Source organism: Pseudomonas fluorescens group sp. (assembly GCF_020093335.1).
GTDB classification, from domain to species: domain Bacteria; phylum Pseudomonadota; class Gammaproteobacteria; order Pseudomonadales; family Pseudomonadaceae; genus Aquipseudomonas; species Aquipseudomonas petroselini.
Map to the genome: position 1 here is coordinate 1 of NZ_JAIOKW010000004.1, position 19,909 is coordinate 19,909.

20 protein-coding genes are annotated in these 19,909 nt (G+C 48.2%); 3 read left to right on the forward strand and 17 right to left on the reverse strand.

Features of this window, described 5'->3' with window-relative positions; genetic code table 11:
• Positions 1-225 precede the first annotated feature (225 nt).
• Together eat and K7431_RS06050 are read left to right on the forward strand one after the other, a co-directional pair.
• Complete coding sequence (gene eat, locus K7431_RS06045) at positions 226-1,590, forward strand: ethanolamine permease (RefSeq protein WP_010211919.1); 1,365 nt, start codon at positions 226-228, stop codon at positions 1,588-1,590.
• Between the two features lie 111 nt (positions 1,591-1,701).
• A complete protein-coding gene (locus K7431_RS06050; protein ID WP_012722955.1) occupies positions 1,702-1,869 on the forward strand; it encodes a DUF2897 family protein in 168 nt (55 codons plus the stop codon).
• Between the two features lie 74 nt (positions 1,870-1,943).
• Here K7431_RS06050 and K7431_RS06055 read toward each other — a convergent pair whose 3' ends face one another.
• Complete coding sequence (locus K7431_RS06055) at positions 1,944-2,792, reverse strand: urea carboxylase-associated family protein (RefSeq protein ID WP_012722954.1); 849 nt, start codon at positions 2,790-2,792, stop codon at positions 1,944-1,946.
• A gap of 15 nt (positions 2,793-2,807) precedes the next feature.
• Positions 2,808-3,452: a GntR family transcriptional regulator gene (locus K7431_RS06060; RefSeq protein WP_043204993.1), complete on the reverse strand. Its 645-nt coding sequence runs from the start codon at positions 3,450-3,452 to the stop codon at positions 2,808-2,810.
• A 132-nt stretch (positions 3,453-3,584) separates the two neighbouring features.
• On the opposite strand from K7431_RS06060, the gene K7431_RS06065 reads away from it, so the two are divergent.
• The gene (locus K7431_RS06065) at positions 3,585-4,163 is read left to right on the forward strand and encodes a TetR/AcrR family transcriptional regulator (protein WP_012722952.1); all 579 of its coding nucleotides are present in this window, start codon (positions 3,585-3,587) and stop codon (positions 4,161-4,163) included.
• Positions 4,164-4,184: 21 nt separating this feature from the next.
• Here K7431_RS06065 and K7431_RS06070 read toward each other — a convergent pair whose 3' ends face one another.
• The 15 genes from K7431_RS06070 to K7431_RS06140 form a co-directional block, all read right to left on the reverse strand.
• Positions 4,185-4,517, reverse strand: a complete 333-nt coding sequence (locus K7431_RS06070) for a ComEA family DNA-binding protein (RefSeq protein ID WP_043204991.1) — start codon at positions 4,515-4,517, stop codon at positions 4,185-4,187.
• A gap of 110 nt (positions 4,518-4,627) precedes the next feature.
• Positions 4,628-6,622 (reverse strand): polysaccharide biosynthesis protein, encoded by a 1,995-nt coding sequence (locus K7431_RS06075; RefSeq protein WP_012722950.1) that lies wholly within the window; start codon positions 6,620-6,622, stop codon positions 4,628-4,630.
• A gap of 392 nt (positions 6,623-7,014) precedes the next feature.
• Positions 7,015-8,193, reverse strand: coding sequence for a DegT/DnrJ/EryC1/StrS family aminotransferase (locus tag K7431_RS06080; protein ID WP_012722949.1), 1,179 nt, complete (start codon positions 8,191-8,193; stop codon positions 7,015-7,017).
• Between the two features lie 48 nt (positions 8,194-8,241).
• Positions 8,242-9,258 (reverse strand): ketoacyl-ACP synthase III, encoded by a 1,017-nt coding sequence (locus K7431_RS06085; RefSeq protein ID WP_012722948.1) that lies wholly within the window; start codon positions 9,256-9,258, stop codon positions 8,242-8,244.
• Between the two features lie 3 nt (positions 9,259-9,261).
• A complete protein-coding gene (locus tag K7431_RS06090) occupies positions 9,262-9,927 on the reverse strand; it encodes an acetyltransferase (RefSeq protein WP_012722947.1) in 666 nt (221 codons plus the stop codon).
• Complete coding sequence (locus K7431_RS06095) at positions 9,924-10,682, reverse strand: SDR family NAD(P)-dependent oxidoreductase (RefSeq protein ID WP_080567227.1); 759 nt, start codon at positions 10,680-10,682, stop codon at positions 9,924-9,926. The genes K7431_RS06090 and K7431_RS06095 overlap by 4 nt, the downstream gene beginning before the upstream one ends.
• On the reverse strand, positions 10,682-11,764 hold the full coding sequence (locus K7431_RS06100; RefSeq protein ID WP_012722945.1) for a ketoacyl-ACP synthase III: 1,083 nt from the start codon (positions 11,762-11,764) through the stop codon (positions 10,682-10,684). Before K7431_RS06100 ends, K7431_RS06095 begins: the two co-directional genes overlap by 1 nt.
• A gap of 51 nt (positions 11,765-11,815) precedes the next feature.
• Positions 11,816-12,847 (reverse strand): aromatic ring-hydroxylating oxygenase subunit alpha, encoded by a 1,032-nt coding sequence (locus K7431_RS06105; protein WP_012722944.1) that lies wholly within the window; start codon positions 12,845-12,847, stop codon positions 11,816-11,818.
• 157 nt (positions 12,848-13,004) lie between these two features.
• The gene (locus K7431_RS06110; RefSeq protein ID WP_043204989.1) at positions 13,005-13,211 is read right to left on the reverse strand and encodes an acyl carrier protein; all 207 of its coding nucleotides are present in this window, start codon (positions 13,209-13,211) and stop codon (positions 13,005-13,007) included.
• Positions 13,211-13,855 carry a sugar transferase gene (locus K7431_RS06115; RefSeq protein WP_043204987.1) on the reverse strand — a complete coding sequence of 215 codons (645 nt, stop codon included), beginning with the start codon at positions 13,853-13,855 and terminating at the stop codon, positions 13,211-13,213. The genes K7431_RS06110 and K7431_RS06115 overlap by 1 nt, the downstream gene beginning before the upstream one ends.
• Before the next feature lie 185 nt (positions 13,856-14,040).
• A complete protein-coding gene (locus K7431_RS06120) occupies positions 14,041-15,258 on the reverse strand; it encodes a glycosyltransferase family 4 protein (protein WP_012722943.1) in 1,218 nt (405 codons plus the stop codon).
• A gap of 5 nt (positions 15,259-15,263) precedes the next feature.
• On the reverse strand, positions 15,264-16,394 hold the full coding sequence (wecB, locus tag K7431_RS06125; protein ID WP_012722942.1) for a non-hydrolyzing UDP-N-acetylglucosamine 2-epimerase: 1,131 nt from the start codon (positions 16,392-16,394) through the stop codon (positions 15,264-15,266).
• Positions 16,395-16,406: 12 nt separating this feature from the next.
• Positions 16,407-17,534 carry a UDP-2-acetamido-2,6-beta-L-arabino-hexul-4-ose reductase gene (gene wbjC / locus K7431_RS06130; RefSeq protein ID WP_012722941.1) on the reverse strand — a complete coding sequence of 376 codons (1,128 nt, stop codon included), beginning with the start codon at positions 17,532-17,534 and terminating at the stop codon, positions 16,407-16,409.
• 3 nt (positions 17,535-17,537) lie between these two features.
• A complete protein-coding gene (locus K7431_RS06135) occupies positions 17,538-18,572 on the reverse strand; it encodes a polysaccharide biosynthesis protein (RefSeq protein WP_012722940.1) in 1,035 nt (344 codons plus the stop codon).
• Positions 18,573-18,626: 54 nt separating this feature from the next.
• A complete protein-coding gene (locus tag K7431_RS06140; protein WP_148270901.1) occupies positions 18,627-19,853 on the reverse strand; it encodes a hypothetical protein in 1,227 nt (408 codons plus the stop codon).
• Positions 19,854-19,909: the final 56 nt, after the last annotated feature.

A 19,909-nucleotide genomic window follows, 5' to 3' on the forward strand; every position in this document is an offset into this window, starting at 1 on the left:
CTCCCACACTTGGCCTGCGTACACCGGTCGAAATGTGGGAGGGGGCTTGCCCCCGATGAGGCCCGCACAGCCACTCCCGCACTTATCTGGTGCGATACCGGACATGTTCAAACGCCAAACCATCCCCAGCGCGACAGTTGCGCAGCTTTACGACAATGATTCCCAGCCTGGCATGTCCGCTGCAACACCTTGAATCATTCCAACCGGTTCAGGGAGAGCAACACAATGAACACACAACTCAAACCCACCTTGGGCACCCTGCACTTATGGGGTATTGCGGTCGGGCTGGTGATTTCCGGGGAATATTTCGGCTGGAGCTATGGCTGGGGCGTCGCCGGGACCTTGGGCTTCCTGGTGACCTCATTGATGGTCGCCGCGATGTACACCTGCTTTATCTTCAGCTTCACCGAACTGACCACCGCCATTCCTCACGCAGGCGGGCCGTTTGCCTACAGCCGTCGCGCTTTTGGCGAGAAAGGTGGCTTAATCGCCGGGCTCGCGACATTGATCGAATTCGTCTTTGCGCCCCCCGCCATCGCCTTGGCCATCGGCGCCTACCTGAATGTGCAGTTTCCAGCACTGGACCCGAAACACGCCGCCGTCGGCGCCTATATCGTCTTCATGGGCCTCAACATCCTCGGCGTGAAACTGGCCGCCACCTTCGAACTGGTGGTGTGCGTGCTCGCCGTCGCTGAACTGCTGGTGTTTATGGGCGTGGTCGCGCCTGCCTTCAGCTTCAGCAACTTCGCCCTGAACGGCTGGGCCGGCTCCGATACCTTCGGCGCCCCGGCGATTGCCGGGATGTTTGCCGCGATTCCTTTCGCCATCTGGTTCTTCCTCGCCATCGAAGGCGCGGCCATGGCGGCCGAAGAAGCGAAAGATCCGAAGCGCACCATTCCAAAAGCCTACATCAGCGGCATCCTGACCCTGGTGATCCTGGCCATGGGCGTGATGTTCTTCGCTGGCGGCGTGGGCGACTGGCGCACCCTGTCGAACATCAACGACCCGCTGCCACAAGCCATGAAAACCGTGGTCGGCGACAGCTCCGGCTGGTTGCACATGCTGGTGTGGATCGGCTTGTTTGGCCTGGTAGCGAGCTTCCACGGCATCATCCTGGGTTACTCGCGCCAGTTCTTCGCCCTGGCACGCGCCGGGTACCTGCCGTCTTTCCTGGCCAAACTGTCGCGTTTTCAGACACCGCACCGCGCAATCATCGCCGGTGGCGTGGTCGGCATCGCAGCAATCTACAGCGACGGCCTGATCAACCTGGGCGGCATGACGTTGACCGCCGCGATGATCACCATGGCGGTATTCGGCGCCATCGTGATGTACATCATGAGCATGCTCAGCCTGTTCAAACTGCGTAAGACCGAACCGCTGCTGGAACGCACCTTCCGCGCACCGGGTTACCCCATCGTGCCGGGCATCGCGCTGGTGCTGGCGGTGGTGTGCCTGGTGGCCATGGCCTGGTTCAATGCACTGATCGGGCTGATCTTCCTGGGCTTTATGGTCGTGGGGTTCGCCTACTTCCAGATGACCGCGCAAGACCGCGCCGATGCACCGGCGGATGCGATGTTGACCGGGCTCTGATCTACTAAGAGGCAGAACGGGCCTACACTGAACTAGTAAGAAAGCCCGTCACTCAAAGCAGTTATTCCCGTGGGAAACTCTCCCACGGCAATCTGCCTCAAGGAGAGCCTTATGCCGTGGTATGCATGGTTGATATTAGTGGTCGCCATCGGGTCGATCGTCGGTGGACTGATGATGCTGCGTGACAGCGCCAACAAAGTGGAACTCACCGACGAACAACGCAAGCGCGTGGCCGAGCGAAACGCCCAGGCGGACGCCAAGGATGCGCAGGATCGCTAACATAGCCGCCCTGACAAACAACCTGTGGCGAGGGAGCTTGCTCCCGCTGGCTGCGAAGCAGCCCCTCTAAAGTGTTACTCCCAATCCGCCTTGGCAATATGCAACCCGTGCTGCCCCTTATAGGCAGCACGCTCAGGCTGGCTCCAGCCGCTCAGCAATTGCTCCTCCAATTTATAAATCTCAACCCCCAGCGGGCGGCACACCGTCAACGGGTCCTGCGCCTCCGGCCCCCACATCGGCAGCGACAAATCCCCACCGGGGCACGTCGACAACGCACACAACAAATCAATCTCGGCAAAGAACTCCAGGTAATCACCCTTCTGCGCCGGGCACGCCTTCATGAAATACATGTCGTCATGATTCAGGCCCGTGCACTGGAAAATATTCAGCACATCATGCACGTCGAATTCCGTCAGACCGTGGGGTAAAACCGCGCGGGTCAGGTTCGAGTGGCAATGGTGATGGAAGTCCTCACCGGTGAGCATCCGGTTCACATACGGATCACAACGCGTGCCGAGCAAATCATGCAAACGCCCGCCGTGCTCATCAATGCCATAACCGGCCAGACTGTCATCGGTGATCGTCACCAAGGGCCGCAAAAAAGGCAGGTTCGACCACAGCCGGTCATGGGTACTGACATGCGCGCCCTGCAACTGACGCGTACGCGCCGCCCACAAACGCTCGCGTGGGTCGTTGGCGTTCCACACATTAAAGTCACCCACCTGCGGCCCAACCGGCGTGGTCACACGAAACACATGCCCGGCCGGCACCTTCCACGCCCTGCCCGTGCGGATCGGCACTTCGAATTGCTCGATCAACGTGCGTTGCTGTTTTTGGTCACGGATACGCTCGTAAAACGCCGTGTCGACCTGCAACGCCGAACCTTTGCTGACCTGATAAGCGGCCGGATAGTCTTTGTACATAATGCAGATCCTCAATCAGGGGTGATTAAACAAAGCCAACGACAGGCGTTCCGAATCAGCCAGGTACAGGCTCATCGCCTGCCCCGCCGCCGGTTTGTCCTGCTGGACCAACAAGGTGTAAATCTCACGATCACGTTCCAACCAAGGCGACTGGAAACGCTGCTCATCGGGCGCAGCGCAAAACACCAGGCGCAATTGGGCGATCACTTGGGCAAAAAACTCATCGAACAAGGGGCTGCGCATCAACCCGACGATTTGCTGGTGAAACACCAGGCTATGAGTGGCGACTGCACGCCAGTCTTCGCGCTCACAGGCCAGGGTGGTGGCGTCGATGGCGTTCTGCATGCGCGCGGATTGATCCTCTGTCAAAGGGCCACTCTGGGCGATGGCCTGCAACTCCAGGGTGCGACGTACTACAAATAAGTCACGCACTTCCTCTCGCGCCAAGCGACGGACCATTACGCCCTTATTGCGCACATACCGCGTCAGCCCTTCCTGACCCAGACGGTGCAGCGCTTCGCGGATGGTATTGCGCGAGGCGTTATAGGCGGTCACCAGTTCGGCCTCAACCAACGGCATTCCCGGCAACAGCCGCCCGCCGATGATGTCGGCACGCAACTCCAAGGCGATCTGATCGGCCAGGGACAAACTGAGTGTCATGGTTACCTCGCGATTGTTGAACAATCTTGTGCGTAGAGGTAATCACTTTTCGTGCCAACGGCCAAGGCTCAGGAGAGACGTGTAAATGGCTTCAAGTTGGTTAAAATGCCAGCCTGTCACCGAGGCCGCCCCATGCGTTATTCGTCCAACCACAAAGCCCAGACCCACCAACGCATCATCAAGGAAGCCTCCGTACGCTTTCGCCGCGACGGCATCGGCGCCACCGGCTTGCAGCCGTTGATGAAAGCGCTGGACCTGACGCATGGTGGGTTTTACGCGCACTTCAGATCCAAGGGTGAATTGGTGGAAAAAGCCCTGCAGGCCGCCGCAGCAGAGCTGGATGCCCATTGCGAAACGCTGTTCAGCCAGGAACGGCCGCTGGAAGCGTTTATTGACAGTTACTTATCGGCGTGGCACCTCAACTCGCCGGCTGAAGGCTGTCCATTGCCGACCATGTCTTCGGAGCTAGGGCTGAGAGGCCAGCACAGTCCGACGACGGATGCCGTACTCGACGCGCGGCTCAAGCAGATCGAAACGGCCTTGGGGGAAGGACAGAGTGATGCACAAAGCTTGGTGATGATGTCGACACTGGTCGGGGCCCTGGTGCTTGCCAGGAGTGTTGAGGACAAGGCACTCGCCATGCGAATCATGGAGGTGGTGCGAGAGAGTTTGAACACCCAGGTTTCAGAAGATCAAAAAGCCGGTCAGTGACCGGCCTCCCCTTGTATTGGCTTAGTTGATCACAAGCCTCTCGCGGTTTTTCTCCAGCAGAGCCTTGCCGATCCCCTTCACTTCCAACAACTCATCCACCGCCGTGAACGGGCCATTGCTTTCGCGGTAGGCCACGATTGCCTTGGCTTTGGAGGCGCCAATACCGAAGAGGTCACGGCGCAGGGTTTCGGCGTCGGCAGCGTTGAGGTTGACCTTGGCGGGTTGCTCGGCCTTGGGCATTTGGGCGGTGATGGGGGTTGGGGCTTCGGGCTTGATGGAAGGGGCTGCGGTGGTGGTGACGGAGAGAGTGGTGAGGAAGGCGAAGATTAGGGAGGTGAGGTAGGTGTTTTGCATTTTGACGCTCCATGACATTGGTGAAGGAAAAGCAGCTTTTCCGAAGCTGCTTTTCTAACTTAGGCGATGGTGGGGATTCGTCAAAAATGCTTGAGTAACAGAGTGTTAAATCACGGCTCAAGTCGGCGTTGTTGGTAGATCCAGTCAACGATTTCGCCGTCGGGGGAGTAGCCGCTGACGGTGTCGCGCAGTAGTTGGCGGACTCGGGTGTAGTCGTCCTCATCCACTGCCGCCAATAGCTCGGTCAATTTTCCCTTGAGGACCTCCCAGGAAAGATGGTCTTCATTAGCACTCATGATCATGGGATGCTGGGTCGCGACTACGTTGTCCCCGATTAGTAACTCTTCGTAAAGCTTTTCACCCGGGCGTAGGCCGGTGAATTCGATGGCGATATCGCCGTGGGGATTCTTGTCGGAGCGCACGCTCAGGCCAGAAAGGTGAATCATCTTCTCAGCGAGCTCAACGATTTTTACGGGTTCGCCCATGTCGAGTACGAACACGTCACCGCCCTGCCCCATTGATCCGGCTTGGATGACCAATTGCGCGGCTTCGGGGATGGTCATGAAGTAGCGGGTGATTTTGGGGTGGGTAACGGTTAAAGGCCCCCCGGACTTGATCTGCTTGTGAAACAACGGAATTACCGAGCCAGAGGAGCCTAACACATTACCGAAGCGAACCATGGTGAAACGTGTTTTATTAACCCTTGATATGTTCGACTTGTCGCCGAACAGCACTGGGGCAAGTTCATTACTAAGCGCTTGTAACGTCAACTCGGCAAGCCTTTTGGTACTGCCCATGACATTTGTTGGGCGCACAGCCTTATCTGTTGAGATTAGGACAAAGTTAGCAACTCCCGACTGAAGCGCAGCTTGAGCGGTATTGAGCGTACCGACGACATTATTCAAAACACCTTCAGCGATATTATGTTCAACCATAGGTACATGTTTGTAGGCGGCGGCATGATAAACCGTATGTACTCGCCAAGTCTTCATCACGTCCAAAAGTTTACTAGGATTACGTACGGAACCGAGAATAGGCAGGAGCTTGACGGGTAGCGATTCACGGGTAATTCGCTGCTCAAGCTCGGAAAGAATGCTGTAGAGATTGAACTCACTGTGATCGTACAGAATTAATATCGTGGGGCGAAGCACAAGGATCTGTCGGCAAAGCTCAGAACCAATTGAACCACCAGCTCCTGTAACCAGTACACTTTGCCCTCTAATACAATGCTCTAGCAATTCGCCTTGGGCGGGAACGGCATCACGGCCAAGTAGGTCTGCAATATCAACCTCTTGAATATCATCAACCTTGACTCGGCCGCTTGCCAAATCCATAAAGCCCGGCACGCTGCGCACATGAAGAGGGAATCCCTCAAGGAAACTCAGAATTTCACGGCGACGACCGCGATTCGAAGATGGGATCGCTAATAGTATTTCCTGAGCGCCGGTTGCCTCGATCATCAATTGGATATGCTTGGGTTTGTAAACCTGCAATCCAGAAATCACCCGGTCAGTGATGCTCGAATCGTCATCGATGAACGCAACTGGCCGCATCACACGGCCCATGCGAAGAGCCGCAACCAATTGATTACCAGCGGAACCAGCACCGTAGATGGCTACACGTGGCAAGCCATCGTCGCGATTGGTGAAAGGGACGTGCTGGGACGCTGAAAACCAATCTCCTAAAAAGTACTGCCGCATGGCTAACCTGAGCCCGCCAACCATGATCATGCTCAGCCACCAATAGTTAAAGATGATGGAACGTGGCACTACGTGCTCATGATTACTGTACCAGTAGACAAAAAAGCCCAGTACCAGTGAAGACAAGCTGACAGCCTTGATGATGGCAATCAACGCGTCATTGCCAAAATAGCGCATAACAGCTCGGTACATTCCAAATCGGATAAACAGAGGGATGGCCACAACCGGTGCCGCTAAAAACAGCCAAAAATGAAAAATCAAAGGATTAATCATTTCATCCAGGCCCAATCTGACGGCAAAGGCCAGCCACAACGCTACCCACACCACAAAGACGTCAGTAGCTACCTGGATCAGCCGTTTTGTACGCCTGGGGAGGCCCAGAAGCAGTCCTCTCAATTTTTCCATAACCCCTTCATCCACTCAAACAGCTCCTGATGTCATCGCGCTAACGATCATTCTATGTTTCCTTACGGATTCTCGCTCAAAAATCTTCTTCAGGATTCGAGCATCATACTTTCGAGTCACTAGCTTCCGAACTCATGAGCCAAGAAAAACAACGAAAAGTTGGAAACCACGAAACGCGATACCGCTTCAAATGTCGCCGCGTCATAATAGAAACTTTAAAGACGCTTTTAAAAAGCTTTAGGGCAACTCGCCAAATAATTCCACCTATACAACTCACTATAAAAACGGCGCATTGATGAACAACATATATAATAGCCATAGAGTGTAGTACCGTCGCTACACAATCCGCCACAGAGACAACAGATCATTAAAGCGCCCCATTATATAGTTCGCTATATCAACGTGGCTTGCTGCATAACTGTCGCCAGCACTTTACAAGTCAACTCTATCTCTTGCGCTGTCAAAGTTGGGTGCACCAAAAACATTAAACTTGTTTCACCTAGCTCTTTGGCGTTAACAAGGCGATTGATAGGACGCCAGCCTGTATTATCAAAGGCTTTTTCAAGATAAACCTCCGAGCAGGATCCTGAAAATGCAGGCACACCACCGGCAATAATCTCATCGAGAATTCGATCTCGAGACCAATCACTCTTTAATTGATCGGGGCGAACAAACACATAGCACTTATATGCAGCATGCTCGATAGTATTAGGAATAACAGGAACGCGCAGCGCAGGCAATTTCCGAGCGACGTCCCAGATGCGCGTGGCATTTTGAATACGAGATACTTGCCACTCTTTCATACGTCGCAACTGAATACGGCCTATAACAGCTTGAACTTCAAGCATCCGCCAATTTGTGCCGAAGCGTTCATGCAACCAACGAAAACCCGGGTTGTGCTGACGCTCATAGACGGCTTCCCAGCTTTTCCCATGGTCCTTATACGACCACATGTCAGCCCAGAGTTGACGATCATTGGTGGTGACCATCCCCCCCTCACCACCCGTTGTCATAATCTTATCTTGGCAAAATGACCAGGCCCCCACATGCCCAATCGAACCTACAGAACGCCCGTTGTATGTAGCGCCGTGAGCCTGTGCACAATCTTCAATGACCTTAAGATTCAGTTCATTAGCCAACGACATGATCGGGTCCATGTCACATGGCCAGCCGGCCAAATGGACACAAATCAACGCTTTAGTTCGCGCAGTCACAACCGCATTGATTGTTTGCGCTACAACGTTTTGCGAGTCAGGGTCGACATCCGCAAATATAGGGATCGCTCCAGCATTTACAATACTCGAGACTGACGCTAAAAATGTACGCGAGGTAACAATGACCTCATCCCCGGGACCAACTCCCAGTGCTTTCAACGCTAAATCCAACGCCACCGTACCATTCGCCAGAGCGACCGCGTAGCGAGTGCCCGCCCACTCAGCGAACTCTGTCTCAAAATGACGCGCCTCCTGACCAGTCCAGTAGTTGACCTTATTAGACAGAATAACATCTTTGGCGGCGTTCGCCTCCTCTTCGGTGAAGGACGGCCAAGGAGAAAACTTAGTATTGAGCACTAGAAACCTCTATTAGAATAATGGATCAAAACAACCACAAGAATATCGTTACCATTTAATTACGCAACCAGCCCAAGAATAACCTACGCCGAACCCAATACCAACTACAGTCTTACCACTAGTCAATATGCCTTTTTCCATCGAAATCTTCAATGCGATAGGAATACTGGAAGATACAGTGTTACCACAACGTTCAAACTCGGAGATAAATTTCTCTTCCGGCAGCTTTATTCTACGACGCAACGAGTCGAGCATAAATTTGTTAGCTTGATGAAAGGCGAAAAGATCAACGTCCTCTATTTTAAATTCATCATCGAACAGAGTTGCAAACATCTGAGGAATTCGAGTCATTGAAAACTCAAATATCGCGGCCCCATTCATATAAAGGTTAGCATCTGTACGAGCATTACCACTGTCATCTTTATAAACCGGGGGAGTTATATTTAATGCAGAAGGACGACGGGCGCCACCAATAGGAACGATTAAATTCTTAGCACCGGAACCGTCAGTTCCATAGCGGAAACGATCAATATGAGGGGTTCCTACTGTCGATTGCACTAATGTGGCTGCTGCGGCATCTCCAAACAAAGTACGAACACTTTTGTCTGACGGATGAATATATTTACTATACGTCTCAGCAGTCACTAACAATATGTTCTTAGCCTGCCCGGTCTCGATTAAACCCTTAGCTAATCCGAGCCCATAAATAAATCCAGAGCACCCTTGATTGAAATCAAAGGCACCACATTGTGTAGACAGGCCCAAGCGATTCTGAAGGATACAAGCCGTGGAAGGCAGCAAGTAATCAGGACTTTGCGTGCATAAGATAATGAAGTCGATCTCAGAGCGCTCAAAATCAACAGCGCTGAGGAGCTTTTCGCAAGCTTGAAATGCGAGATCGGAGGCACACTCATCAACCCCGACGATCTGACGCTTATTGATTCCGGTCTTACCGAAGATTTTGTCTACGTCCCACTCTGGAAACTCACGAGCAAGATCTTCATTCGACAAAGTATTGGAAGGTAGGACGTACTCAATAGCTGTTATTTTAGCAAAGTTATTCATTTTTTAACCCGATATGCGCTTGGCTGGAACACCGAACACCGTTACGCCCGGACCGACCTTACGAATGACTACACTTCCAGCGCCGACTACTGCGTATTCACCCACAGTTACCTTAGGAATAATCACCGCATGTGACCCGAGGAATGCCCCCTCTTCTAATTTGGCGCCCCCAGTAATGTCACAATGACCGCTCAATGTACAATAGTCGGCTATTGAGCTATCGTGGCCGATAGTACATCCAGAATTTATGGTTACAAAACTACCAACGACCAAATCACTAGACAGCACAGTAAATGGACAAATAACCGCGCCTTTTCCAATTGTTACGTTAGTTCCGACCACCACGCTTGAATGGATTAGGGAGAAAAACTTTACTCCCTTCAGGAGCAGCTTATTCGCCAGCACTTTTTTGGCTGCAGGATCGGCAATAGCGCATACAACATAGCTATCCGGTTCCGGTTCGTACTCATCGATCTTTGACAAAATAGGTGGCAGACCAGGAAAAATATCAGGTGCATTACTAAAATCGTCAATGAAACCCGCGATTTTCCAAATAACCTCGTCTGTAGGCTTACAAGCACCACTGCGTATTGAGTCCAACAGCCATGCATGAACCTCACGCCCAAATCCACCAGCCCCCAGGATTACTAGTTTTTTGACACGCGTCATGCCAGGTAGCCTCCATCAACAACTAAAGCAGTACCCGTCACCCAGCGAGCAGCGGGCGACAACAAATAGTTAGCTGCATAGGCTACGTCTTGTGCCAGACCAAACCCTAGAGGGTGTCGCTGTTGGATTACTTTCATCGCGTCAGCTCCCACTAGGCCTTGCAAAGTATCGACCAATTCGGTTTGCACAACACCTGGTGCAATTGCATTAACACGAATATGCTCACGAGCTAGCTCTACAGCGGCAGCGCGGACCATCGACTCAACAGCGCCTTTGCTTGCGCAATACCCCAAAAGAGCAGACTCGCCAGCTTGCGCCATGACAGAGGAGATAAGAACAATGCTTGAATCTAGGTTACATACCCCTTTCTGCCGGAATGCTTTAATTAGAGAAAAACCAGAGGTTACATTAGTCGCCATGATTTTTTCCCAGTGAGCAACACTCGTAGCGCGTATTGGCATAGGCATTTGTACACCTGCCGCATGAACCAATCCATCAAACGGCGAGGAAACTTTTGCTACGGATTTGAGCCACTGTGAGCAATCAGTACCGTCTAGGAAATCGAAGACCTCTACTTTATGCCCACTACCATCCATCATAGCCAATGTTGACTCAAGGCGAGCAGTATCTCGGGCAGCCAGCGTAACCGTAGCTCCCTGCTTGCTTATCCAGACAGCCACCTCACGGCCTATCCCTGACGACGCACCCGTGACGAGTATGTGTTTACCGGCTAGAGAGAAAGGATTGGTTTCTATCACGACATGGCCTCGCCTGCAGCACTTAGGGTTACCGTCAAAGGGCTGACCCAGACGTTATCGAATTCCGCAATACATCCAGCCCACGAGTAACCTACTCCAAAGCCTGCAAGCATAAACCTGCCTGAAACAGTCGCATCATTGTCACGTTGGTCCAATGTAATAGCCAACGGGATGGATGCACAGCTTGTATTGCCAACATTTTTTACATCAAGCACAACTTTTTCGCGATCCAACTTCATTCTTTTGACAAGATGGTCAAGCATAAAACGATTGGCTTGATGGAAAACATACTTATCAATAGCCTTGGCACTGCCAAGATTAACGTCATGTAATGCGTTAACTAATGCTGGGACCCGCGCGAGTGTAAATGCAAAAATCTCAGCGCCATTCATGTAAAGGTCATATGGGCCACGAACGCCCTCTTCATTCGTCGATGTGGAAGTTCCATCTCGATCTCTGAATCCACCGGAAGGAACCACCAGATTTGGAGCTCCGCGTCCGTCAGTACCCAAAATAAAATGCATGTCAGGAGCACCCTCTTCGAAATCGAGGATAGTGGCGGTACCCGCATCTCCAAATAAAGCTGCTACAGAACGGTCGACAGGAGAAGCTATTCTACTGATGGTATCGCCTACCAATAGAAGAGCACGTTTACTCCCACCACCAGATAGCAAAGATGCCGCAGTCCAAAGTCCGTAGACATAACCCGAACATCCCATTGCCACATCAAACGCAGCAACATGCATTGAGAGGCCTAGCCGCTCCTGCAGCACACACGCTGTCGCAGGCAAGGTGTAATCATGAGTTTGTGAAACAAATATAAGAGTATCAATAGAATCCTTATTAATACTCATATCGGTGATTAGCCGCTCTGCTGCCGCCAGACACAGATCAGAAGAGCACTCGCTCGAGACTACATGGCGACGCTCGACTCCAGTACTAGCAATAATCTTATCAATACTTTCAACCCCAAAGGTGTCGTACAGAGATGAAACCTCTTTGACCTCTTGAGGCACGGCTGAGGCGATCCCTTTAACACGGACATTTCTGACTAATCGAACGTTATTGTTGGATGTCATCGGACCCTCCTAATTCAAAAAATAGCAAACTTACTCCAAATTTAAGCCTGATTACCTATTCCAATACCCACAAGAATGACGAAAATGCAGTAACTTTTCTTCGAGTACGCTTATAAATTTGGGAGCAGAGGTAGACCACGATTTGCTTGGGATACGCTGGCAAATCTCATGATCCTCATCAAATATCCTCCTGTTCACTTCGGCACTTGACTGCACGAAACCAGCTGTCATCTCTCTATAACGAGGATCACTATTTCGAACGGGATAAAGTCGACTCGTAAAATACGTCGAGTCCGGAGAGGTAGATGGAAAAAAATTCTGAGCCGAATATGAGTAGCCAAATGTGGAAGAGATCATCGAAAAAGGGAATATAAAGATACTCATGTACCCCTCATAAGCATCTGTTGTAGCGTAAAATCGACTCAAGCTTTTTAATCGCCGGGCGACTTTTTCGCTCTCAATCGGAGAATACCAAACAGAGTTTTCACCATAAAACTCGTTCACACCGACACCTAATTGAAGCGATGCCAATGTGTCCGTGTGAATAAGAGGAATATGATAAGGTTCTAAGGCATTTTCAAGTGCGATCGTCCAATCGCATTTGAATGGATACCGGTTAAAATCAGCCCGAGAATCAATGTCACTGCCGATTTTATTAAGAATCGCGGAAATTTCAGATCCCAACTGCTCTTGCAATGTAGATCGAGGTTCTATGGCAAAAAATAGAAAATCACCACATATATCTAAACTAAATTGGTTGAGTGAAGCTTGTTCAATATTACACCCTTGAAACGTTTTAACACCCGCAACATTAACCTTGCCTCGGGAGTAACTCCAGCCATGATAAAGACATTTAACAAATTTGTTGCCGAAATCTTCAGTGAAGAAGCGCGCACCTCGATGCGGACACAGGTTATCAAATGCGACAAAACTACCTTTATCATTAATAATTACAACTTCAAAATCAGCCACGTCAAAACGTACAAAATCTCTATCGTTAGAAAGCTCGGACTTGTGCGCGACAGGATGCCAGTAAGACCTGATCAGATCTCCTGATATCTTGGTAGAATCCAAAACACTCATATTAAACATACCCTTCTAGCGCAGCAAGATCACAAACTTACAAAGCTGCCAAATAACCCTCATCGGGCATCACATTTTTACAACAGCCAAAAAAGCAAATGCCCAGCTGTAGATCCAGCTGAGCGCTTACGATGTTCAAAACCATTAACGTAGACTATTAAGCCGCAACTAGCTCTACGACTTGCTCTACCGTTTCACATTTGTTCAGTCGATCAGCCGATAGAGTTTTCCCCAGACGCTCATCTACTAAGGCCATAAAGGTCACAACTGCAATCGAATCCCAGTCCAGTGACTGACCTATAGCAATTGTATTTTCATCCGCTTCCATCGACTCTTCAATCAGTCGCAAAATAGTGTCACTCATCACTCTCTCCTATCATTACATATTGCCTGATCTGCAACTTTTTCGCCCATAAACGGTGCCATCGTTGCGTTGTTTTCTTGGGAGATACCGTCCCTCACAAGTACTTTTTTTACCGTAGATATGATTATCTTTATGTCTAACAGCATAGATTTATTGTCAACATACCACGTATCAAGCTTAAATTTCTCATCCCAACTGACAGAATTACGTCCGTTTATCTGCGCCCAGCCCGTAACACCCGGTCTTACCTCGTGGCGTCGATTTTGCTCAACCGAATACAAAGGCAGGTACTGCATCAGCAGAGGGCGCGGGCCAACCAGACTCATTTCCCCCTTCAAAACGTTCCACAACTCAGGGAGCTCGTCCAAGCTAGTAGACCTAAGCATGCTACCAAATGCTGTCATTCGCTCACCATCAGGGAGAGGAGCCCCATCATTGTCTACAGCGTCTCTCATTGTACGAAATTTGATCATTTTGAAAGGCTTACCGCCTAGCCCAGGACGCACCTGGGTAAAAAATATCGGACTGCCGAGTTTCAGATGAATCATAATTGAGAGAATGACCAATACCGGGAAAAATACAATCAACCCTAAAAACGAGAAAACTATATCAAAAAATCGTTTCAAAACACAATTCCTTATCATTATCTCCCACAGCGTCCGACACTAAGCTTGTGGTTGCGCCAGAGACATTAAAACGCTGTTTATCAAGGCCGCTAAAAAACTTGATCAGAGAGAATTAGCAAATTCATAGTCTTGTTAACACATTCCTAATCTTCATTATCGATCCGCCGTAAACATATACACCCAACTTGACTTTATCGACACTATCACACAACTAAAGATTTAAATATTAGCCCAAATTTATCTACGCCACATTGCAGAGAGAGATTTTCTTTATAGTAAGACAAACCATTTTCCGACATTACTCTGCGTTCATCATCAGTAGCATTAAATAATTCAATTGCAGCCTCAGATATAGAGTTCGCATCACCCGAATTAGCGACAACGCCGCTACCACTTCTGGCAACTAATTCAGCAGCATCACCATCAACCGCCATAAGTAAAGGTCTTCCGGCAGCCATATATGCTTGCGTTTTAGACGGAATTGTAATCTTAAATAAATCATCTTTCTTGAGATGAACCAACAATGCATCCGCCGAACCTAAATAGTTGCCAACTTCACTCATCGGCACCGGAGGTAGAAAATCAACATTGTTGAGCTCAAGTTTAAGCGCTAACTTTTTGAGACTTTCGACTTCAAGTCCACTTCCCAAAAAAACAAATTCAATTTCGGGTGCTTTAACCTCCAAAATCTTCGCGGCCGACAGAACAACATCTAATGCTTGCGCCCGACCCATATTGCCAGCAAAAAGTATACGAAATTTATCACATGACTTCATAACGGATTGCCTTATACCTTGGGTATTTCCAATCGAGTCTTCAGCACACCAATTATAGATAATTTCGATTTTCTCAGCCGGCACACCGCGCTCAATAAGCAACTTTTTGAATCCTGGTGATAGCACCACAATCTTCGCAGCCCGCCTGTATACCCAATCACATACTTTTCCAACTACGGAAAGGACACGTCGATTAGAGATCATGCCAGTCGAACTCAGCGTATCCGGCCACATATCTTGAATATCGTTTACCACAGGTACACGCCTAAAAAATCCGATAACGGCAGAGGCAACACCAACAGTTAGAGGGGGATGATAAGAATATATGACATCTGGCCTTTTTGAAAAAAGACCGTAGAGGACCAAGGAGGTGGAAAAGCTAACATAGTTCAAAATCCTACCTAATTTATTCTTATCATGACTCGGATATAGAGGCACTCTAACCACACTCACACCATCTATCTGCTCCTTTTGTAGAATTTTAATTTTATATCCCGGATACACTTTACCACCGGGATAATTTGGAAATCCTGTAATGACCTCCACATCAAATCCTTTCTCGACGAGCGCTCGGGCAAAAACAAGGCCTTTGAATGTCGGCTCCGGATCGAACCATTGGGTCAAGAGTAAAACACGAATAGCCATATCAACTAAAACCTTTTCCAAACGACTCGCATGACATAATCTCGATAACTATGAATTATTCTAACCACCTTATCGGAAACATTAGGCATACTATAATCAGATACTAACCGTAGTGTACGATCCTCTCCGCGCCTTTGACTTTTCAATAACGCTAGACCTTGCATCACTCGATCAACTTCGAGCCCTACCATCATAACCGCGGCCTCTTCCATGCCTTCCGGACGCTCATGAGCTTCGCGCAAATTCAAGGCAGGAAAATTCAGTATAGACGACTCTTCATTAATGGTACCACTGTCAGATAGAGTGGCCGTGGATTCCAATTGAAGCTTATTATAGTCCGTGAACCCCAACGGTTTGAGTAGACGAACATTTTTATGAAACTTCACCCCTAGAGCATCAACACGCTTCTGGGTTCTTGGATGCGTTGAAACAATTATCGGATAGTCGAAATTAACTGCAACAGCATTCAAAACCTCAACCAATTTTAGAAAATTTTTTTCAGAATCAATATTCTCCTCACGGTGTGCGCTTACAACAAAATACTTTCCTATATTAAGACCAAGATCATTTACAATATTTGATGCCTCGATGCTATCGCGATAATAATTAAGCACCTCATACATAGGACTACCCGTTTTTATTACCATGTCAGGTGGTAATCCCTCACGCAATAAATAGTCACGAGCGATGGAACTATACGTCAGATTAATATCTGCTGTGTGATCAACAATCCGGCGATTGATTTCTTCAGGTACCCGCATATCAAAACAGCGGTTACCTGCCTCCATGTGAAACGTGGGAATCTTTCGTCTTTTAGCCGGAATGACAGCCATACAACTATTGGTATCACCTAGGACGAGTAACGCCTCAGGCTCAATTTCCGCAAGCACGCGATCAACACTTATTATTACATTCCCTATCGTCTCGGCGCCGCTTGCCCCCGCTGCACTGAGAAAGTAATCAGGCTTACGAATACCCAAGTCTTCAAAAAAAATCTGGTTGAGCTCATAATCATAATTTTGCCCAGTGTGCACAAGGATATGCTCACAACTCATATCAAGAGCAGCGATAACTCGAGACAAACGAATAACTTCAGGACGGGTGCCTAAGACAGTAACGACTTTCAGCTTATTCATAATTCCCTCTTTTCATCTCGCTCTCACTTCGCTAGTAAGCGGCATTGAGTAGGTGTCGGGGTTTTCTCGATCAAAAACCTCGTTGGCCCATAACATAACAATCATTTCATCTTCACCGATATTGGTGATATCGTGAGACCAACCAGGTACTGTCTCGACAATTACAGATTTTTCTCCAGAAGCAAAAACCTCATATAACTCCCCAGAATCAATCTGTTTGAATCGGAACAGCGCCTCACCTTTGATAACTAGAAACTTCTCTGTTTTGGAGTGATGATAATGTCCACCACGAGTAATACCTGGGTGTGCAGTAAAAAATGAAAACTGACCGGAGTCTTTAGTCTTGAGCATTTCAACAAACATTCCACGAGGATCTTTGTGCTGGGGAATCTCGTAGAAAAATTTCTCTGGAGGCAGATAACTTAGATACGTTGAGTACAGAGCACGGCATAATCCTTCGCCAACTGACTCAGTTACTAAGGTATCGCGACCATCTTTGAACATTTTCAGAAAACCCGCGACATCTCCCACCGTAGTTCGATATTTAGGTTCTACTTCTAAAAATTTAACTCCGTTAGCAGGTTGATCCATAAGAGCAATAAAACTTCTCATCACATCGTCAATGTAGACCAGCACGATGTGCGCTGCAGGGTCATTGATATGAATTGGCAGATCACGAGCAATATTATGACAAAACGTCGCTACCGCAGAATTATAGTTTGGGCGGGCCCATTTTCCGAAAACATTAGGTAATCTGAAAACATAAACAGGCACTCCACGCTCTTTTGACAAACGTGTGAGCAACACCTCAGCGCCCAATTTACTAGATCCATAGGGGTTATCTTGGTCCGCTTGAACGGAGGATGTGTACAACAAAGGTACGCACTTGCCGCTCTTTGTTATCGCCTCACATAACGTCTGAGTGAAATCTACATTACCCGTTTGAAAACACTCTGATTCTTGAGGTCGGTTCACACCTGCCAAATGAAAAATAAAATCCGATTTCTGTATAAGTTCAGAGAGTTCTGAGATATCGCTCTCACGGCTGAATCGCAATATTTCTATATCTGTTCGCTCACGAAGGTGAGCGACCAGATTTTTTCCAACAAATCCGTCAACACCTGTGATGAGTACTTTCATGATTTATTCCTCAGGAGTTACGTATTCGCCGCGTTTGATAGCACGCATAAACTCTAACTTCATCAGAAGTTCTTGCATCCCATCACTATCCAAACGAGTTGTGTTATGAGAGTTGTAATCATCCATTTTTGAAATCTTCTCCTCTCCCTCTTCAACAAATTTGCTATAGTTAAGATCACGCAAATCTGGCGGGATACGGAAATAGTTCCCCATGTCTTCAGCACAGGCCATTTCTTCACGACTAAGCAAAGCCTCGTAAAGCTTTTCCCCGTGTCGGGTACCAATAATCTTAATGGGATGATCAGCCTTGCCCATTAACGCTGTCAACGAACGCGCTAGCGTTTCGACCGTTGCGCCAGGGGCTTTTTGAACAAAAAAATCGCCGTTGTTTGCATGTTCAAAAGCATAGAGTACGAGGTCGACAGCGTCTGACAAGGTCATCATGAAACGTGTCATTTTTGGGTCTGTGATGGAGAGCGGTTTGCCTGCGCGAATTTGTTCAATGAATAAAGGGATTACCGACCCCCTGGACGCCATGACATTTCCATAACGCGTGCCACAGATTATAATTTTACTCTCATCAACATTACGAGATTTAGCAACGACCACCTTTTCCATCATCGCCTTTGAAATACCCATTGCATTAATGGGATATACCGCTTTATCGGTACTTAGACATACAACTCGCTTTACGTCGCTCTGTATAGCCGCCTCTAACAAATTTTCCGTGCCTACTATGTTGGTTTTTACAGCCTCCATAGGGTGAAATTCACAGGAGGGTACTTGTTTTAACGCTGCCGCATGAAAAATGTAATCCACACCTCGGCTAGCGTTCAGCACACTTTGATAATCTCGAACATCGCCAATATAGAATTTTAGCTTTTTATTATTATAATGCTTGCGCATATCGTCTTGCTTTTTTTCATCGCGACTAAAGATACGTATTTCGGCGATATCTGTCTCCAGAAACCGCTTTAACACGGCGTTTCCGAAAGATCCCGTGCCACCCGTAATCATAAGTACTTTAGATTTGAACATGTTAGTATCTACCACTCATAGATAAATAAATTCCTTATCCCCTATTCTGCACCATTAGACACTTTGTTGTCGATCAGATGCGGTCGACTTCTCTGCGGATAAAACCGCCGCTGAAAAACCGAGCAAAAGCATGCCGTTAGAGGAAAAAATGTATGGATTGATAGCAGAAACCATCGCGTACAGAATCAATCCAGGGGCGATCCAAGGATAGCCCGTTCTTGCGATAGCTCCATTTACACTAAGCCTTTTCAGCAATAACAGCAAAAAGAACAAACCAAAGAAGCCAAACACACGTAGCATCTCGAGATAGCTCAGTTCAGTTTTATTAGCGCCTTCTGGAAGCATGGCAGCAACCACACCTGACCATTCTTTAGCATTAAAACCCTGGCCGATTAGTAATATCAGAGGATCGTTGAAAATTTTGTAATAGCTTTGCAAGTAAGCGATTTTTGTGGAATTACTTTGTTCTCCAGGGCCGAACATGTCAGAAACTATAGGTATGTTAAAAACTATCATCGTCAGAATTAAGACCCCAGCCATTACGGGAACAAAAATTAACGTGGCCCGGCCATACCGAAACCACGTCATTACAAAAAAAGGCGCAACTACTGCAAGCACCATGTTAGCCCTAGTACCCGATAGAAAAAGAGCTCCTGCTGTCATAAACAAAATTAACAGGCGCTTAACCGAAAATGATGAAATTAGCTCCCAAGTATCTTTACAAACCAGATAAATGAGCATTGGCGAGGCAACAAAATAGATATAGTAAAAACCAACAGCAGAATACGTTCGTTCACCTATATAAGCCATTCCGTGATTGAAATAGAACTCAGTCAACGCCTCATGATGCCCGGTGATAATCGCCAGCAATGTAAGCCAAATAGAAAGCGCTAAGGCTCGGAGCGATATCGATAGGCTCTGGCATGCAGCACCTAGATATCCCGGAAATAGATAAAGTAATGAACAACCTACATACACTGCAGATGATATATAAGAAGTATCTCCTCCGCTCTCTGAAACTCCGTGAAAGACTGAAACTGTCACCCCGAAAACTGGCAGCACTATTGCAAAAAAAATAAAAAACCAAATATAGTCTTTTGTAAGATCTAGGCGACCGCCTTTCTTTATAAGTTTAAAAAAAATAACTATATAAACTATGATTATTGCAACAAACTTTATATTAAACAACATGCCGACCGGATCAAAAATACAGGCAAACCAAAGAAATAGTATGGCTAGCCCTCCAGGATGAAACTGACGTATTTTTTTTTCCTGCAACATGTACGAGCCCGCCCCTATCGACTGCCAATGCATAAAAAGCACTCCGCCGTGCGTGC

Excerpts from the sequence above, each read along its gene's own strand:
- eat (WP_010211919.1), top strand. The coding sequence starts at position 226 with ATGAACACACAACTCAAACCCACCTTGGGCACCCTGCACTTATGGGGT.
- wbjC (WP_012722941.1), bottom strand. The coding sequence starts at position 17,534 with ATGAAAGTACTCATCACAGGTGTTGACGGATTTGTTGGAAAAAATCTG.
- K7431_RS06135 (WP_012722940.1), bottom strand. The coding sequence starts at position 18,572 with ATGTTCAAATCTAAAGTACTTATGATTACGGGTGGCACGGGATCTTTC.
- wecB (WP_012722942.1), bottom strand. The coding sequence starts at position 16,394 with ATGAATAAGCTGAAAGTCGTTACTGTCTTAGGCACCCGTCCTGAAGTT.
- K7431_RS06110 (WP_043204989.1), bottom strand. The coding sequence starts at position 13,211 with ATGAGTGACACTATTTTGCGACTGATTGAAGAGTCGATGGAAGCGGAT.
- K7431_RS06120 (WP_012722943.1), bottom strand. The coding sequence starts at position 15,258 with ATGGCTATTCGTGTTTTACTCTTGACCCAATGGTTCGATCCGGAGCCG.
- K7431_RS06115 (WP_043204987.1), bottom strand. The coding sequence starts at position 13,855 with ATGATAAGGAATTGTGTTTTGAAACGATTTTTTGATATAGTTTTCTCG.
- K7431_RS06085 (WP_012722948.1), bottom strand. The coding sequence starts at position 9,258 with ATGAATAACTTTGCTAAAATAACAGCTATTGAGTACGTCCTACCTTCC.
- K7431_RS06050 (WP_012722955.1), top strand. The coding sequence starts at position 1,702 with ATGCCGTGGTATGCATGGTTGATATTAGTGGTCGCCATCGGGTCGATC.
- K7431_RS06140 (WP_148270901.1), bottom strand. The coding sequence starts at position 19,853 with ATGTTGCAGGAAAAAAAAATACGTCAGTTTCATCCTGGAGGGCTAGCC.
- K7431_RS06105 (WP_012722944.1), bottom strand. The coding sequence starts at position 12,847 with ATGAGTGTTTTGGATTCTACCAAGATATCAGGAGATCTGATCAGGTCT.
- K7431_RS06060 (WP_043204993.1), bottom strand. The coding sequence starts at position 3,452 with ATGACACTCAGTTTGTCCCTGGCCGATCAGATCGCCTTGGAGTTGCGT.
- K7431_RS06100 (WP_012722945.1), bottom strand. The coding sequence starts at position 11,764 with ATGACATCCAACAATAACGTTCGATTAGTCAGAAATGTCCGTGTTAAA.
- K7431_RS06055 (WP_012722954.1), bottom strand. The coding sequence starts at position 2,792 with ATGTACAAAGACTATCCGGCCGCTTATCAGGTCAGCAAAGGTTCGGCG.
- K7431_RS06075 (WP_012722950.1), bottom strand. The coding sequence starts at position 6,622 with ATGGAAAAATTGAGAGGACTGCTTCTGGGCCTCCCCAGGCGTACAAAA.
- K7431_RS06090 (WP_012722947.1), bottom strand. The coding sequence starts at position 9,927 with ATGACGCGTGTCAAAAAACTAGTAATCCTGGGGGCTGGTGGATTTGGG.
- K7431_RS06065 (WP_012722952.1), top strand. The coding sequence starts at position 3,585 with ATGCGTTATTCGTCCAACCACAAAGCCCAGACCCACCAACGCATCATC.
- K7431_RS06070 (WP_043204991.1), bottom strand. The coding sequence starts at position 4,517 with ATGCAAAACACCTACCTCACCTCCCTAATCTTCGCCTTCCTCACCACT.